This window comes from Pseudomonas sp. 313 (assembly GCF_000316965.1).
Taxonomy (GTDB): Bacteria; Pseudomonadota; Gammaproteobacteria; order Pseudomonadales; family Pseudomonadaceae; genus Chryseomonas; species Chryseomonas benzopyrenica.
Genome location: NZ_ANBZ01000041.1, coordinates 16991 through 31499, shown reverse-complemented (window position 1 = coordinate 31499; position 14509 = coordinate 16991). Strand labels below are relative to the sequence as shown.

The following is a 14509-nucleotide window of genomic DNA, read 5'->3' as shown; positions in this document are numbered from 1 at the left end:
TCGACGTCCGACAACAAAAACAAGAGGACAGCAGACGTACTTGAACAGGGGAGCCTTAGGGCTCCCTTTTTTCATGCCTGCAAGAAAGTCGCTAGAGGGCAGGGGATGGCTGCCCTGACAGCACGATTTACCGTCCGGCTTTGGCGCATCCCGCGTCCTTGATCTATCGTGTGCGCAGCCCATCCACCGCGGATAACCGTCATGACCCTTGCGAAGACCTTGCCTGCCCAGTGGCTGAACGAACCGACGCACTGGTCCGATACGGATGGTCTGCTGCACATCAGTACCGATAGCGAAACCGACTTCTGGCAGAAGACCCAATACGGCTTCGAGCGTGACAGCGGGCATTTCCGCGGTTATGCGGCCGGTGCGGATTTCACCGTGCAGGTACGGATCACCGGGACCTTCACCGAGCTGTACGATCAGGCTGGCCTGATGGTACGGCAGGGTAGCGATCGCTGGTGCAAGACGGGCCTGGAGATCAACGATGGCATCGCCCATCTGGGCAGTGTCCTCACCCTGGGGCATTCCGACTGGGCCCTGGGGCCGATGCCCGATGCCGTCCGCGGCTTCTGGCTGCGCATGACGCTGCATGGCGAGGTGCTGCGCCTGCAGTATTCCCTGGATGGCCTGAGTTGGCCGCTGTTGCGGCTGTGTCGATTCGCCAGCGAAGAGGGTGCGGACCTACGAGTTGGCCCCTATTGCTGCTCGCCGCAGCGCGAGGGCTTGGAGGTCAGCTTTGCCGACCTCCAGATAGGGCCGGCGATCGTCAAGGAACTGCATGACCTGAGCTGACTGCAGGGTAGATCAGCTCATCCAGTTGCCGCCGTCGACGTTGTAGGTCTGGGCGACCACGAAGTCACTGTCGCTGGACGCCAGGAATACCGCCATGCCGACCAGATCCTCGGCGGTCCCCATCCGGCCATAGGGTACGGCTTCGCCGACCAGGCGCTTCTTCTCGCCGAGCGGTCGTTGCTCGTAGTGGGCGAAGAGGGCGTCCACACCCTCCCAATGCTCACCGTCGACCACGCCGGGGGCGATGGCATTGACGTTGATGCGGTGCTTGATGAGGTCGAGGCCGGCCGACTGGGTCAGGCTGATGACTGCGGCCTTGGTCGCGCAATAGACGGCAACCAGGGCTTCACCGCGGCGCCCGGCCTGGCTGGCCATATTGATGATCTTGCCGCCATGACCCTGGGCGATCATCTGCCGGGCGGCGGCCTGCAGGGTGAACAAGGGGCCGGCCACGTTGATGGCGAACAGCCGGTCATAGCTTCCCCGCGAGATCTCGACGATGGGTGCCAGGTCGAACAGGGCGGCATTGTTGACCAGGATGTCGAGCTTGCCGGCGGTAGCGACCACCTGGGCGATGGCAGTGTCGATGGACGCCTGGTCGGTGACGTCCATGGCCAGGGCATAGGCGCGCTCGCCCAGCTCCTCGGCGGTCTCGCGTGCTCGTTCGATATTGATGTCGGCGATGGCCACCGTCGCGCCTTCCCTGAGGTAGGCTTGGGCGAAGGCCTTGCCGATACCGCGCGCTGCGCCGGTGATCAGGGCGCTTTTTCCTTCCAGTCTGTTCATGGTCTTGGCTCCAATCGAGAGACTGACCGCGCAATGCAGTGCGGTCATGTCCTGGATAAAGGGACGTTACTTGAGATAGCCCGCGCGTTTCATTTCGCGGGTCGTCGAGGTCTGGGCCGCGTTGAGGGCCTGCTCGACGCTCATCTGGCCGGTGAGGGCGGCGGAGAACAGCTTGCCGACCGAGGTGCCGATGGCCTGGAACTCGGGAATGGTCACGTACTGGATGCCGACATAGGGCACCGGCTTGGCCGAGGGATGGGCCGGGTCGGCGTGCTGCATCATCTCCAGGGTGATCTTGGCGAAGGGCGCCGCGCTCAGGTAGGCCGGGCTGTAGGTGGACTGGCGCGTGCCCGGTGGTACGTTGGCGATGCCGTCCTGATCGGCCACCAGCTGGATGTATTCCTTGGAAGTCGCCCAGGTGATGAAGGTCTTGGCAGCCTCCTTGTGCTTGGCACTCGCCGGAATCGCCAGCGACCAGGCATACAGCCAGGACGAGCCCTTGTCGGTGACTTCATGAGGCGAAGCGGCGAAGCCGACCTGGTCGGCCACCTTGCTCTGGCTCTTGTCGGTGGTGAAGGAGCCGGCGACGCTGGCATCCACCCAGAGCGCACATTTGCCGCTGTTGAACAGAGCCAGGTTCTCGTTGAAGCCGTTGCTGGAAGCCCCGGGCGGGCCGTAATTCTTCATGTTGTCAACGTAGAAATTGGCCGCTTCCGTCCACTCGGGACTGGTCAGTTCGGGCTGCCATTGTTCGTCGAACCAGCGCGCGCCGAAGGCGTTGCCCATCAGGCTGAGCAGCGCGACGTTTTCCCCCCAGCCGGCCTTGCCTCTCAGGCAGAGTCCGTACTGGTCCTTGTCCGGCTGGTTGAGCTTGCTGGCAAAGTCGGCGAGTTGCGTCCAGGTTGGCTGGTCGGGCATCTGCAGGCCGGCGGCCTTGAACAGGTCCTTGCGGTAGTAGGTGACGGTGCTTTCGCCGTAGAACGGCAGGGCATAGAGATGTTTGTTGACCGACAGCCCCTGGCGGACTGCCGGAAAGATGTCTTCGACGTCATAGCTGGCAGGCAGGTTGTCGAGCGGCTCCAGCCAGTTCTTGGCGCCCCACAGCGGGGTTTCGTAGGTGCCGATGGTCAGTACGTCGAATTGGCCACCACCGGTGGTGATGTCGGTGGTCAGCCGCTGCCGCAGCACGTTTTCTTCGAGCACCACCCAGTTGAGCTTGATATCGGGGTGCTGTTTCTCGAAGACCTGGGACAGACGCTGCATGCGCACCATGTCGCTGTTGTTGACGGTGGCAACGGTGACCGATTCGACGGCCTGGGCAACACCGGTCAGTCCGAGACCGGCCAACAGCAGCAACGCGATAGGGCGCTTCATCTTCTTCTCTCCGTGACTGCCACGGCGGGCAGCTTGTTGTTGTTATGAATGGCTGGCCGCCGATATAAATCTGATCTCGACAGGCCCGCTGGAGAGGATTACAACAGCAGGGCCAAGCCGCTGGCTAACCTGGCATTGACCAGTTGCCGATACATTTTTGACCTTGATCGCCGAGCGCAACCAGGTCAAAAAAGCATCGATAGCCAGGCCGACCGGTGTGGGCCTACAAGAACAAGCAGAGGTACATCATGAAGGCGACCGCCTTCCTCGAGGCGCGACCGGCAGAGCTGGAAGTGATCCTTGCCGCGCCCGACCAGAGTTTTCGCTGGTACGAGCACGACTATCCCTATGCCTTGGCGCGTTGGAATCACCATCCCGAGTACGAGATCCATCTGATCCGCCAGGGCAGTGGACGACTGCTGGCCGGCGACTATGTCGGGCCCTTTGCGGCAGGTCACGTGGCCATGATCGGGCCGGATCTGCCACATGACTGGATCGGTGATCTGCCACCCGGCGAGGTGCTTGCCGGGCGCGATGTGGTCATCCAGTTCAATGGTGACTTGCTGCGCTCGCTGAGCGCTGTGGCACCGGAGCTGGGCGATTATCTGCCGTTGCTGGAACAGGCCCGACGCGGTCTGGAGTTCAAAGGCGATACGGCCCTGCAGGCGGCTGCATTGATCGAGGCGATGGGCCAGGCCCGGGGTGCCGAGCGTCTGCTCAAGCTGTTCGCCTTGCTAGGCTTGCTGTCCCGGGCGCCGGGACGCGAAAGGATCGTCCTGGCCAGTGCCTGTTATGCGCCGGCGCTGGATGCCCGCAGTTCAGCAAGGGTGCATCAGGCCTTCGACTATCTGCTGAGCGAGCTCACCGAAGATATCCGGCTGCCGGTGATCGCCAGACGCGTCGGCATGAGCGAGGCCGGCTTTTCCCGCTTCTTCAAGAAGGTCACCGGCCACGGCTTCATCGAATTGGCGCGCAAGCTGCGCCTCCAGCGGGCCTGTCGTCTGCTGCGGCAGGCGGAGCTGTCCATAGCGACCATCTGCTTCGAGGTGGGCTATTCCAATCTGTCCAATTTCAACCGGCATTTTCGCAACGAGACCGGACAGACGCCCAGCCAGTATCGCCAGGAACAGATCGGGACGCGGCGTCAGCAGCCGCCTGGGTGAGGGCGGTTATGCCCTGGGAGGATCCTATAAAGGTAGGCGTAGCTGACGCTGGAGCGCCAGCTACGCCAAACGGGGCTTTATTCCGCGCTGGACGGCTTGGCCCAGAGATTGATGTCGCCTTCGACCGCATGGGTATCGATCTCGGCCAGTTCCTCGGCGGTAAAGGTCAGGTTGTCCAGGGCTGCCACGTTTTCCACGATCTGCTCGGGTCGACTGGCGCCGATCAGGGCGCTGGTGATGCGCGGATCGCGCAGGGTCCAGGCCAGGGCCAGCTGCGCCAGGCTCTGGCCGCGGCGCTTGGCGATGGCATCCAGAGCGCGTACTCGGGCCAGGTTCTCGTCGGACAGATGGCCTTGCTGCAGCGACTGGCCACCGGGCTGATTGACCCGGGCCTCGGCCGGAACGCCATTGAGGTACTTGTCGGTCAGCAACCCCTGGGCCAGCGGCGTAAAGGCGATCACGCCACTGCCGATGTCCTCGGTCGCATCCAGCAGATCCTTTTCGATCCAGCGATTGAGCAGGTTGTAGGCCGGCTGGTGGATCAGCAGCGGGATCTTCCAGTCGGCCAGCAACTTGGCCATTTCCCGGGTCTTGGTGCCCGAATAGGAGCTGATGCCGATATAGAGCGCCTTGCCTTGCTGGACCGCCGTAGCCAGGGCACTGGCGGTTTCTTCCAGCGGTGTGTGTTCGTCGAAACGATGCGAATAGAAGATGTCGACGTAATCCAGACCAAGACGCTTGAGGCTCTGATCCAGGCTGGCCAGGACGTATTTGCGCGAGCCGCCACCTTGGCCATAGGGTCCGGGCCACATGTCCCAGCCGGCCTTGCTGGAGATGATGAGTTCGTCGCGGTAGGCCGCGAAGTCTTCGCGCAGCAGCCGACCGAAATTGATCTCGGCGCTGCCATAGGGCGGCCCGTAGTTGTTGGCCAGGTCGAAGTGATTGATGCCCAGATCGAAGGCAGTGCGCAGCAAGGCGCGTTGACGATCCAGCGGCGTGGTGTCGCCGAAGTTGTGCCACAGGCCCAGCGAAAGCGCCGGCAGCACGAGACCGCTGCGACCCACGCGGCGGTAAGGAATACGGTCATAGCGATCGGAAGCGGCTTGATAAGCCATGCAAAACTCCTTGGGATGGAATACGTGTTGGAAACCCAGGACATTCGCGCGCGGTGACACAGGCAGAGGCGCGACAACCGGAAAGAACTCCGGGAACGGACGCCATCCGATTAAAGCTGTCGACGGCGTCTTGTACAAACGGGCGCTGCGGAATTTGCGGTGCAGGTGTACGGTAAGCGGCGATCTGAATCCTTGGAGTCGTAGTGCCAGGCAACGTGGCGAGGTCGTGGCGAATTGGAGGAAGCCGCCAGCGTGAAAAGGCAGACACCTGGTGCAGCACTCCATAACCATAACTTCGCATAATGTATATTATGTTAAATTGGATATGGACGGGAGCTGGTCATTGCCCTTTGCCATCCAATTAGCCCACTGCCTTTCTCCCTTACTGCCAGACCAGGCTCGGCTTCGACTTCCCTACCCTGGCATCGTCGACCAGCTTGTTTTCAATTGCAGCAATTGCTGCTTGTGACGAATCTTCGCTGTGCGAACAAAACCGTCTTTGGCTTGCACCGCTGGACCTGTACACGGCTGCAGAACAATTTCTCGCCGGCATCCAGTGTCACCCGCACGCATCGCTGCTCAGCGTTTCTGCTAAAGGTCGTTCAGCGACGATCCTGAAGACGCGCCTGTTACCGACCGCGCCTTCAGGATCTTTTAGCTCACCGCTGAACGTTCTGGCTGATTGCCGCCAGTCATCCAGCCAAGGCCTGCTCCAGGCGCTGCAAGCGTTTCTGGTAGATCCGACGTGCCGCTAATGCATCTTCCAACGTTACGGCGACGAACCGCGCCTTCTGATTCGGCTGCAGCTGGCCGATCAGATCCAGGTCGCTGCTGATGACCGTGCCGATCATGGCGTAGCCACCACCCGACACGGCGTCTCGGTGCAGGACGATGGGTTCGAGGCCCGCCGGCACCTGGATCGAACCGATGGGATAACAGCTGTCGACGATATTGGACGGATCCGAGCCGGCGCCAAAGGGTTGTTCGCGCGGCGTGAATGCCAGCGGTCGGCCGCCCTTGAAGCGATAACCGATACGGTCGGCTTCGGAGCCTACTGTCCAGGTATCGGCGAAAAAGGCCTCAGCCGCGTCTGCGGTCAGGCGGTGATGATAGAGCCCGGGTACGACACGCAAGGTCACTTCGCCACCGCAGGCCGGTACCAGATCTTTCGGTAACCGAGTTCCAGGCTTGGCAGCTGCCGCTGGCGTTCCGATCGGCAATTCGTCTCCCGCGGCAAGACGTCGACCCTGGAAGCCACCGAGGCCACCCAGCGTATAGGTCGAACGACTGCCCAGCACCTCGGGCACATCGAAACCTCCGGCCACCGCCAGATAGCCACGGGCACCGGCCTTGAGGTAATCGAACTTGAGCACCTGGCCGGCGCGCACGTGGAAGGCCTGGTCCAGCGGCATCTCGGCGCCGTCCAGGCGTGGCGTCATGCGCGCGCCGCTCAGGGCGACCAGGGCGTCTTCGGCGAACTGCAGCTCCGGCCCGAGCAAGGTGCATTCCAGCGCGGCGGCTCCGGGTGCATTGCCCACCAGCAGATTGGCCGCGCGCAAGGCATAGCTGTCCATGGCGCCGGACGGCGGAATGCCCAGGTGATAGTAGCCTTCGCGACCGAGGTCCTGGATCGCGGTGGCCAGGCCGGGTTTGAGTACCTTGATCATGCCGGCTCCTCCATCAGGGCGCGCGGATAGCCACGGGGATCGTCGAGAAAGGCGTCCAGGGAAAAGTCCATGGGGCGTATGTTCAGGGTGAAGCTACCCTCCTCTACCTCGGCCAGCATCCGGTCGTACTCGGCGCGGTCGATGGCGCGGAAGCGGACGATGTCGCCGGGCCGGAAAAACACCATGTGCTCTTGCAGATAGTCGAGGCGCTGCGCCGGATCGTAGATGGGCGCTGGCGTCACCCCGAACATCTGGTAGCCACCGGCACCCCGGACCGAGTAGATGCAGCCGAAGCAGCCGCCGTGACCCAGGGTCTGTTTGGGCGTGTCGGTGCGGGGCCGCAGGTACTTCGGCACCTGCAGCTGCCGCTCCGGCTCCACCATCTGGAACATGAACGGCAGTCCGGCCACGAAGCCCACCATGGACACGAACCAGGGCGCGCCGCTGTGGGCGGCGATAAAGGCTTCGACGTCGGCCAGGCCGTTGATGCGCGCAGCGTATTCCAGATCGGTGGCGGACGGATCCTGGTGGCGATCGCGAAAGCGCATCAGCGTCTCGTGGGTCCAGGGATCGTTGTAGAACACCGGGATTTCGATCATCCGTGTGGCCAGTTGACGCTCGGCCACCGCCTGGTCTTCCACGCCCTGGACGGCTGCCAGGAGCCGGTCGGGCGGCAGCACGTCGGGATCGAAACGGATCTGGAAGGAGGCATTGGCCAGGCAGATGTCGTGGATGCCGGGCAACTGCAGAGCCTGCACCGCGCGAGTCATGGCCAGGCCACGGAAAAAGGCCTCCAGGGACATGCTCTCGGACAGTTCGACGAACAGGTGTTCGTCGCCGCCAAAGCTGTAGCGGATCGCGGTCGTCATGCGGGAATCTCCTCGGCCAGCCAGTGTTCCAAGGTACCGGTGTCGAAGCGGGCTTCGATCACCCAGGGTTCGTCCAGCAGCCGTCGATGCAGGGATGCGGTGGTGGCCATGCCGGTAAGGCGCAACTCGTCCAGCGCCTGACGCGCACGGGCCAGCGCCTCGGTGCGATCGGCGCCATGGGCGATGAGCTTGGCCAGCAGCGAGTCGTAGTAAGGCGGCACCCGATAGCCGGCATAGAGATGGCTGTCGACGCGGATGCCCGCGCCACGCGGCCAGGCGAGCTGCTCGACCGTTCCGGGACTGGGGAAGAAATTGCGCGCCGGGTCCTCGGCGTTGAGCCTCAGCTCGATGGCCGCGCCCAGCAGATGGATGTCTTCCTGGCGCAGCCGCAGGGGTTCGCCACCGGCGATGCACAGCATGGCCTGGACCAGGTCGATGCCGGTGACCATCTCGCTGACCGGATGCTCGACCTGGATGCGGGTATTCATCTCGATGAAGAAGAACTCGCCCCGGGCTTCGTCGAACAGGTATTCCAGGGTGCCCGCGCCGCGATAGCCGAGACTTTCGGCCAGACGGACCGCGCTGGCGCAGAGGGTCTCGCGCTGAGCAGTGCTCAGCACCGGTGATGGTGCTTCTTCCAAGAGCTTCTGACGGCGACGCTGCAACGAACATTCGCGTTCGAACAGATGCACCACGCGCTGGCCATCACCCAGGATCTGTACCTCTATATGGCGAGCGTGCTCGATGAAGCGCTCCAGATAGAGGGCACCGTTGCCAAAGGCGGCCTGGGCTTCACGTTGAGCGAGGGGAAATTCCCGCGCCAGTTCGGTGGCATCGCGGGCCAGGCGGATGCCCCGGCCTCCTCCTCCCGCCGACGCCTTGATCAGCAGCGGATAGCCCACCGTCTTGGCTGCCGCTATGGCCGCTTCTATATCGGCCGGTTCGCCGGCGGAGCCAGGCACCACCGGGACGCCAGCCGCCAGGGCGGTACGCCGCGCCTCGGCCTTGTCGCCCATGCGGCGAATGATGTCACCCGAGGGGCCGACGAAGATGGCACCGGCCTCCTCCACCGCATCGGCGAAGGCCGCGCTCTCGGCCAGGAAGCCATAGCCGGGATGGACCGCATCGGCGCCGCTGTCGTGCAGCGCCTTGAGCAGCGCGTCGATGTTGAGGTAGCTGCGATCCGCCCGCGCCGGGCCGATCACCACCACGGCATCGGCCTGGCGCGCCGCCAGGGAATCCTGGTCCGCCTCGCTGCAGGCTAGCACCGTCTCGATGTTCAAGGCCTTGGCGGCGCGCAGAATACGGACAGCGATCTCGCCACGATTGGCGACCAGCAGACGGCGGATGCCGCCCCCTGTCGTGCTCACGAGTCGGCTCCGCTCAGGGTGGCCAGCAACTGACCCGGCTCGACCGGATCGCCGTCTTCGACCACGAAGGCCGTCAGGGTTCCGGCGACCTCGGCGTGGACCTCCGAGAATTGCTTCATCACCTCGACCAGGCCGATCACGGTACCGGCGGTGACGGTTTCCCCGACATCCACATAGGGCGCCGCATCAGGCGTGGGTTTGCGATAGAACGTCCCGGGCAGGGGCGAGAGCACCGAATGTTCGGCCATGACGATTCCTCTTCTAGGCGATGTTGTCGGAAAGGCAGGCGTAGCTAATAGATGAAGGATCCGGCGTCTCGGGCGCCAGTATCGAACGCGGAACTAGTCGGCGCGGGGTGCGCGCACGGCGATACCGGCGGCGTCCAGGCGCTGGCGAATGGCCTGCGCCAGGCCCAGCGCACCGGGGGTATCGCTGTGCAGGCAGATGGATTCGAAGGTCACCTCGACCTCGCCCCCCTCCACCGTGGCGACCCGCCCCTGTTGGCAGGCTCTCAGCACTCGCTCGGCCACCGCCTGGGGATCCAGGGCGCCCACGCGCCGGACCAGTACGATGGAGCCGCTGGCGTCGTAGTCCCGGTCGGCATAGAACTCGCGTACCAGGGGCTGTCCCAGCTCGCGACCGATACGCCAGGTGGCCGAATCGGGCAGGCAATAGAGCAGCAGCTCGGGTTCGAGCCGCTGCAGGGTCTCCACCAGCAGGCGGGCCGCCGCCTCGTCCCGTGACAGGTGCATGAACAGCGCGCCATGGGGTTTGAGGTGTTGCAGGCACAAGCCATGCAAGCGGGCGAATTCACGCAGGGCGCCGAGCTGGTAGACGATATCGGCCACCAGTTCTTCGGCGGTCATCTGCAGCGGGCGGCGACCGAAGCCCACCAGATCGCGATAGCCCGGATGGGCGCCGATGGCGACATTGCGCGCCTTGGCCTGCAACACGGTGCGCTGCATGAGGCTGGGATCGCCGGCATGGAAGCCGGTGGCGATATTGGCCGAGCTGACCAAGTCGAGCAGCTGGTCGTCCACGCCGTCGCCCAGGGTCCAGGCGCCCAGCCCCTCGCCCATGTCGGAATTGAAGTCCACCTCGATCATTGCGGTATTCCCTGGCAGCGGTGCGTTGTCCTCGACCTTAGGACTGACCTGCCCCCTTGGGAAGATTTATTATCTAAAGCCTAGCGTTCGGAAAAATCGATACCTCAGGACGATCCCCATGGCCCTAACCCTGCGTCAACTGCGCTACTTTGCCGCGACCGCCGAACTGGGTCAGATCTCCCAGGCCGCCATCCACCTGAACATCTCCCAGTCGGCGGTGACCAGCGCCATCCAGGAACTGGAGGGCCTGCTGGGTGCCAGCCTGTTCGTCCGTTCGGCTCAGGGGATGGCCTTGACCGACGCCGGTCGGCATTTCCTCAACCATGCCTACGGCATCCTGCGCGGGGTCGACGACGCCCTGAGCAGCGCCCTGCCCGACCACCGCGCCAGCGGCGAGCTGCGCATTGCCGCCAGCTACACGGTGATCGGCTACTTCCTCCCCCACCACCTGCAACGCCTGGCACAGCTCTATCCCGAGGTGACGGTGGCGGTGCACGAGCAGGAGCGCCAGGCCATCGAGGAAGCGCTGCTGGACAAGCGTATCGACATGGCGGTGGTGCTGACCGCCAACCTGACCCACGAGGACATCGTCTCCGAGACGCTCTTCAATTCCGAACGCCGACTCTGGCTGCCCAGTGGCCATCCCCTGCGCGATCGACCCAACGTCAGCTTGGCCGACGTCGCCCGCGAGCCCTACGTACTGCTCACCGTCGACGAGGCCGAACAGAGCGCCATGCGCTATTGGCGCCAGTCAGGCCTTGAACCCCAGGTGCGCTTGCGCACCAGCTCGGTGGAGGCCGTACGCAGCATGGTGGCCAACGGCAGCGGCGTGGCCATCCTCTCCGACCTGGTCTATCGGCCCTGGTCGCTGGAGGGCAAGCGACTGGAGACCCGTACCCTGATGGAGCCCATCACGCCGATGAGCGTGGGGCTGGCCTGGCACAGGGAGCATCCGCTGACGCCGGCCATGCAGGCCTTTCGCAGCTACTTCCACAGCGCCTTTCTGGCGCCCCAGCAGCTGGGGGCGCGACGTTAGTTGAAGATTAAAATCCTCATGATCGAAAGGATTTCGTATTTGCAGTGTTATCAGCAACTGAAATCCTCACGATCTTGAGGATTGCGCTGCCTTTCCCTTTGGCGTTAGCCTGATCCCCACGCTCGTGAGGATAAATCATGCAGGTGACACTCAAGAATGCCGCCGACCTGGGCGCCCTCGTCCGCCAGGCGCGCAAGGCTCAGTCGCTGCGCCAGGACGATGCCGCTGGCAGTCTCGGCGTCAGTGAAAACTTTCTCGGCAAGGTCGAGCGCGGTGGCGAAACCGTCCAATGGGGCAAGCTGTTCCAGGTGTTGGAAGGCCTGGGCGTGCGCCTGATCGTGGATCTGCCCCCCGAGGTGGAAGCCCAGCTGGATACCCGGACACCATGAGGCGTGAACTCCTGGCCTGGATCGACGACCAGCTGGTGGGTCGGCTGGCTGACGAGAACGGTATCTGGTCGTTCCAGTACGAGCCGGGTTGGCAGGCTTTCGGACTCTGTCCGCAATTGCCCTTGCAGCGAGCGCCGCTGATCGATGGCAGTTCGCAGCGACCGGTGCAGTGGTACTTCGACAACCTGCTGCCCGAGGAGGGCCAGCGGCAACTGCTCGCCCAGGATGCGCGCCTGGATGCCGCTGATGCCTTCGCCCTGTTGAGCTGGTACGGCGCCGAATCCGCCGGCTCCCTAACCCTGCTCGCCGAAGGTCAGCACCTGCCGCCGGGAGATCGCCGCCCCCTGAGCGATGCCGATCTCTCCCGGCGGATCCAGGCCATGCCGCAGTTGCCGCTGACCCACGAGGCGCACAAGCGCATGTCGCTGGCCGGCGCCCAGCACAAGCTGGCGGTGATCCTCGATGAGCAGAGGCTGCAGGAACCCGTGGGCGCCCTGCCCTCTACCCATATCCTCAAGCCGGACCATCCCCACGAGGCCTTCGCCCATTCGGTGATCAACGAGTGGTTCACCATGCGCCTGGCGGGTCTGGCCGGGCTGATGGTTCCCGCCGTCGAGCGCCGCTACGTGCCCGAGCCGGTCTATCTGATCGAGCGCTTCGACCGCGTCCGTACCCCGGGCGGCTGGCAACGGCGCCACGGCATCGACGCCTGCCAGGTGCTGGGTCTGGATCGTCATTTTAAGTACCAGGCGGGTAGCGTGGAGCGCCTGGCCGAATTGGCCCGGTTGTGCGAGGCGCCCGCCGTGACCCGGACGCGGCTGTTCACCTGGCTGGCCTTCAACGTGCTGGTGGGCAATACCGATGCTCATCTGAAGAATCTGGGCTTTCTGGTCTCACCGCGGGGGCTGGCCCTCGCACCCTGCTATGACCTGCTCTGCACGGCGGTATACGAGAGCCGCGCTTTCGACCAGCAGCGCTGGCCGGACGCAACCACCCTCGCCTGGCCGATCCTCGGTGAAAACCGGCTGGCGGCCATCGACCGCGAGCGATTGCTGGATGCAGCCGAGGTGCTGGGTATCAAGCGCTCACCGGCCGCCGCCCAGCTGCAACGCCTACGGCAACGCCTGCCCTCCCAGGCTCAGCAGCTGCTGGAACAGACCGAGCGGGAAAATCAGGCCCTGGCCGGCGCGTGGCCGGAGTTGCGGGCGGTCTTCGCCGGCGAGTTGCGCTGCCTGCGGGCGATCAGGGCGCTGATCGCCGAACAGGTCGAGCGGCTGGCCTGACGGCTACGCTCAAAGTGGCAACACCGCCAGCAGCCGCTCGCGTCTGAGCTGTTGCAGGCGGGCGATCAGCTCGCCCGTGGGCGTGCCGCTCGTGAACTGTTGCAGGCGCTGACCGGCGACCGATCCCAGCCACTCCAGCTCGTTAAAGCCTTCCGGCTCGACCGCCAGCAGCAGGCAGTCACCGCCTAGCAGGGACAACAGCCGTACGATCCCGCTCTGCGGACCCTGAGTGAGCCACTCCTCGTGCAGCCCGCCGACGTCCTCCAGCTGCAACACCGGGAGATCGCTGCAGCCGGGCAAGCCGCTGCGCAATTCCCCCGTTACCATGGGGTCGAGACCGCCATGCAGGATGACCAGCGCCACGGCCGGTCGGAGGTCATCTACCGCTATCCAGGGTTGGCTCGTCATGCGGGACCTCCTCGTGACCAGTCGTGGCCTGGGCTCAGGCGAAGGCGTTGTGGTAGGCGTTGAGCGCCGGTGCGCCCCCGAGGTGAACATAGAGCACCCGGCTGCCCTTGGCGATCTCGCCACTGCGCGCCATGGCGATCAGCCCGGCCATGGATTTGCCCTCGTAGACCGGGTCGGTGAGCATCCCCTCCATCTGCGCGGTGTAGCGGATGGCCTCGACGGTGGGGCCATCCGGCAGGCCGTAGTCCGGTCCGCAGAACCGTGGCTCGATGATGACGTCCTCGTCGCGGATCTCCTGCTTCAGGCCGATCATCTCGGCGGTGTTGCGCGCGATCTTGGTCACCGCGGCGCGGGTCATCTCGGCGTCCGCCGCCGTGTCGATGCCGATCAGGCGGCGTTCCCGCTCCTGGGCGCGAAAGCCCACCACCATGCCGCCCTGGGTAGAACCGGTACAGGTGGCCGTGACCACGGTATCGAAGAAGAGGCCCTGGTCGCGCTCTTGCGCCGCCAGTTCATCGGCAAAATGGGCATAGCCGAGGCCACCCAGGGGATGATCCGAGGCGCCGGCGGGAATGGCGTAGGGCTTGCCGCCCTCACGCCGCACCTCATCCAGGGCACGCTCCCAGGTGGCCTTCACCGCGGTGGAATAGCCCTCACCTTCCAACAGCGTCTGGGCACCCATCAGCCGCGACAGCAGGATGTTGCCGACCTTGTCGTAGACCGGGTCTTCCCACTTGGTCCACTCCTCCTGGACCAGCCGGCACTTCATGCCCAGCACCGCGGCGACGGCGGCCACCTGGCGCGTGTGGTTGGACTGGATGTTGCCGATGGACACTAGGGTATCGCAGCCCTGCGCCAGCGCATCGGCGGCCAGCCATTCCAGCTTGCGCACCTTGTTGCCGCCATAGGCGAGACCGGAGGAAACGTCGTCACGCTTGGCCCAGAGTTCGATACCGAGGTCCTTCGACATGCGCTCCAGCTTGTGCAAGGGCGACGGGAAATAACCGAGCTTGACGCGGGAAAAACGCTTTTCGAGGTCCAGGGACATAGCAGCGACTCCAGTGATGAGAGAACGCCTTCCATGCTAGGCAAAGCCCTGGAAAAGGTGCTTTCGAATGACCGGCACAAAACCTGCTTTCCTTCTGGAT

Annotated in this window: 15 protein-coding genes; 5 read left to right on the top strand and 10 right to left on the bottom strand. The window is 64.2% G+C overall.

Going from position 1 to position 14509, the window contains the following annotated elements; genetic code table 11:
* Window positions 1-201 precede the first annotated feature (201 nt).
* Window positions 202-795, top strand: coding sequence for a DUF1349 domain-containing protein (locus tag C722_RS0109110; RefSeq protein WP_017640217.1), 594 nt, complete (start codon window positions 202-204; stop codon window positions 793-795).
* Window positions 796-807: 12 nt separating this feature from the next.
* On the opposite strand, the gene C722_RS0109105 is transcribed toward C722_RS0109110, so the two are convergent.
* Together C722_RS0109105 and C722_RS0109100 are read right to left on the bottom strand one after the other, a co-directional pair.
* Window positions 808-1581, bottom strand: coding sequence for an L-iditol 2-dehydrogenase (locus C722_RS0109105; RefSeq protein ID WP_017640216.1), 774 nt, complete (start codon window positions 1579-1581; stop codon window positions 808-810).
* Window positions 1582-1647: 66 nt separating this feature from the next.
* Window positions 1648-2955 carry a sugar ABC transporter substrate-binding protein gene (locus C722_RS0109100; protein ID WP_017640215.1) on the bottom strand — a complete coding sequence of 436 codons (1308 nt, stop codon included), beginning with the start codon at window positions 2953-2955 and terminating at the stop codon, window positions 1648-1650.
* Window positions 2956-3203: 248 nt separating this feature from the next.
* Between C722_RS0109100 and C722_RS24770 the strand changes: the two genes are divergently transcribed.
* Window positions 3204-4118, top strand: a complete 915-nt coding sequence (locus C722_RS24770; RefSeq protein WP_037063530.1) for an AraC family transcriptional regulator — start codon at window positions 3204-3206, stop codon at window positions 4116-4118.
* Between the two features lie 77 nt (window positions 4119-4195).
* Here the strand turns inward: C722_RS24770 and mgrA are convergent, their stop codons facing one another.
* The 6 genes from mgrA to C722_RS0109065 form a co-directional block, all read right to left on the bottom strand.
* The gene (gene mgrA / locus C722_RS0109090) at window positions 4196-5233 is read right to left on the bottom strand and encodes an L-glyceraldehyde 3-phosphate reductase (RefSeq protein WP_017640213.1); all 1038 of its coding nucleotides are present in this window, start codon (window positions 5231-5233) and stop codon (window positions 4196-4198) included.
* Window positions 5234-5925: 692 nt separating this feature from the next.
* The gene (locus C722_RS0109085) at window positions 5926-6900 is read right to left on the bottom strand and encodes a biotin-dependent carboxyltransferase family protein (RefSeq protein WP_017640212.1); all 975 of its coding nucleotides are present in this window, start codon (window positions 6898-6900) and stop codon (window positions 5926-5928) included.
* On the bottom strand, window positions 6897-7769 hold the full coding sequence (locus tag C722_RS0109080) for an allophanate hydrolase subunit 1 (RefSeq protein ID WP_017640211.1): 873 nt from the start codon (window positions 7767-7769) through the stop codon (window positions 6897-6899). Before C722_RS0109080 ends, C722_RS0109085 begins: the two co-directional genes overlap by 4 nt.
* Window positions 7766-9139, bottom strand: coding sequence for an acetyl-CoA carboxylase biotin carboxylase subunit (locus C722_RS0109075; protein ID WP_017640210.1), 1374 nt, complete (start codon window positions 9137-9139; stop codon window positions 7766-7768). The genes C722_RS0109080 and C722_RS0109075 overlap by 4 nt, the downstream gene beginning before the upstream one ends.
* On the bottom strand, window positions 9136-9387 hold the full coding sequence (locus C722_RS0109070; protein ID WP_017640209.1) for an acetyl-CoA carboxylase: 252 nt from the start codon (window positions 9385-9387) through the stop codon (window positions 9136-9138). Before C722_RS0109070 ends, C722_RS0109075 begins: the two co-directional genes overlap by 4 nt.
* 93 nt (window positions 9388-9480) lie before the next feature.
* Window positions 9481-10245: a 5-oxoprolinase subunit PxpA gene (locus tag C722_RS0109065; protein WP_017640208.1), complete on the bottom strand. Its 765-nt coding sequence runs from the start codon at window positions 10243-10245 to the stop codon at window positions 9481-9483.
* 118 nt (window positions 10246-10363) lie between these two features.
* Here C722_RS0109065 and C722_RS0109060 point away from each other — a divergent pair, with 118 nt between their 5' ends.
* The 3 genes from C722_RS0109060 (at window position 10364) to C722_RS0109050 (ending at window position 12953) form a co-directional block, all read left to right on the top strand.
* Window positions 10364-11281 (top strand): LysR family transcriptional regulator, encoded by a 918-nt coding sequence (locus C722_RS0109060; protein WP_017640207.1) that lies wholly within the window; start codon window positions 10364-10366, stop codon window positions 11279-11281.
* Window positions 11282-11418: 137 nt separating this feature from the next.
* Window positions 11419-11670 (top strand): helix-turn-helix domain-containing protein, encoded by a 252-nt coding sequence (locus C722_RS0109055; RefSeq protein WP_017640206.1) that lies wholly within the window; start codon window positions 11419-11421, stop codon window positions 11668-11670.
* Window positions 11667-12953 carry a HipA domain-containing protein gene (locus C722_RS0109050; protein WP_017640205.1) on the top strand — a complete coding sequence of 429 codons (1287 nt, stop codon included), beginning with the start codon at window positions 11667-11669 and terminating at the stop codon, window positions 12951-12953. Before C722_RS0109055 ends, C722_RS0109050 begins: the two co-directional genes overlap by 4 nt.
* A gap of 9 nt (window positions 12954-12962) precedes the next feature.
* On the opposite strand, the gene C722_RS0109045 is transcribed toward C722_RS0109050, so the two are convergent.
* Window positions 12963-13361, bottom strand: a complete 399-nt coding sequence (locus C722_RS0109045) for a hypothetical protein (RefSeq protein WP_017640204.1) — start codon at window positions 13359-13361, stop codon at window positions 12963-12965.
* Window positions 13362-13395: 34 nt separating this feature from the next.
* Window positions 13396-14403: a 1-aminocyclopropane-1-carboxylate deaminase gene (locus C722_RS0109040; RefSeq protein ID WP_197480268.1), complete on the bottom strand. Its 1008-nt coding sequence runs from the start codon at window positions 14401-14403 to the stop codon at window positions 13396-13398.
* Window positions 14404-14509: the final 106 nt, after the last annotated feature.

Excerpts from the sequence above, each read along its gene's own strand:
- C722_RS24770 (WP_037063530.1), top strand. The coding sequence starts at position 3,204 with ATGAAGGCGACCGCCTTCCTCGAGGCGCGACCGGCAGAGCTGGAAGTG.
- C722_RS0109055 (WP_017640206.1), top strand. The coding sequence starts at position 11,419 with ATGCAGGTGACACTCAAGAATGCCGCCGACCTGGGCGCCCTCGTCCGC.
- C722_RS0109110 (WP_017640217.1), top strand. The coding sequence starts at position 202 with ATGACCCTTGCGAAGACCTTGCCTGCCCAGTGGCTGAACGAACCGACG.
- C722_RS0109100 (WP_017640215.1), bottom strand. The coding sequence starts at position 2,955 with ATGAAGCGCCCTATCGCGTTGCTGCTGTTGGCCGGTCTCGGACTGACC.
- C722_RS0109070 (WP_017640209.1), bottom strand. The coding sequence starts at position 9,387 with ATGGCCGAACATTCGGTGCTCTCGCCCCTGCCCGGGACGTTCTATCGC.
- C722_RS0109060 (WP_017640207.1), top strand. The coding sequence starts at position 10,364 with ATGGCCCTAACCCTGCGTCAACTGCGCTACTTTGCCGCGACCGCCGAA.
- C722_RS0109050 (WP_017640205.1), top strand. The coding sequence starts at position 11,667 with ATGAGGCGTGAACTCCTGGCCTGGATCGACGACCAGCTGGTGGGTCGG.
- C722_RS0109080 (WP_017640211.1), bottom strand. The coding sequence starts at position 7,769 with ATGACGACCGCGATCCGCTACAGCTTTGGCGGCGACGAACACCTGTTC.
- C722_RS0109105 (WP_017640216.1), bottom strand. The coding sequence starts at position 1,581 with ATGAACAGACTGGAAGGAAAAAGCGCCCTGATCACCGGCGCAGCGCGC.
- mgrA (WP_017640213.1), bottom strand. The coding sequence starts at position 5,233 with ATGGCTTATCAAGCCGCTTCCGATCGCTATGACCGTATTCCTTACCGC.
- C722_RS0109085 (WP_017640212.1), bottom strand. The coding sequence starts at position 6,900 with ATGATCAAGGTACTCAAACCCGGCCTGGCCACCGCGATCCAGGACCTC.
- C722_RS0109045 (WP_017640204.1), bottom strand. The coding sequence starts at position 13,361 with ATGACGAGCCAACCCTGGATAGCGGTAGATGACCTCCGACCGGCCGTG.
- C722_RS0109065 (WP_017640208.1), bottom strand. The coding sequence starts at position 10,245 with ATGATCGAGGTGGACTTCAATTCCGACATGGGCGAGGGGCTGGGCGCC.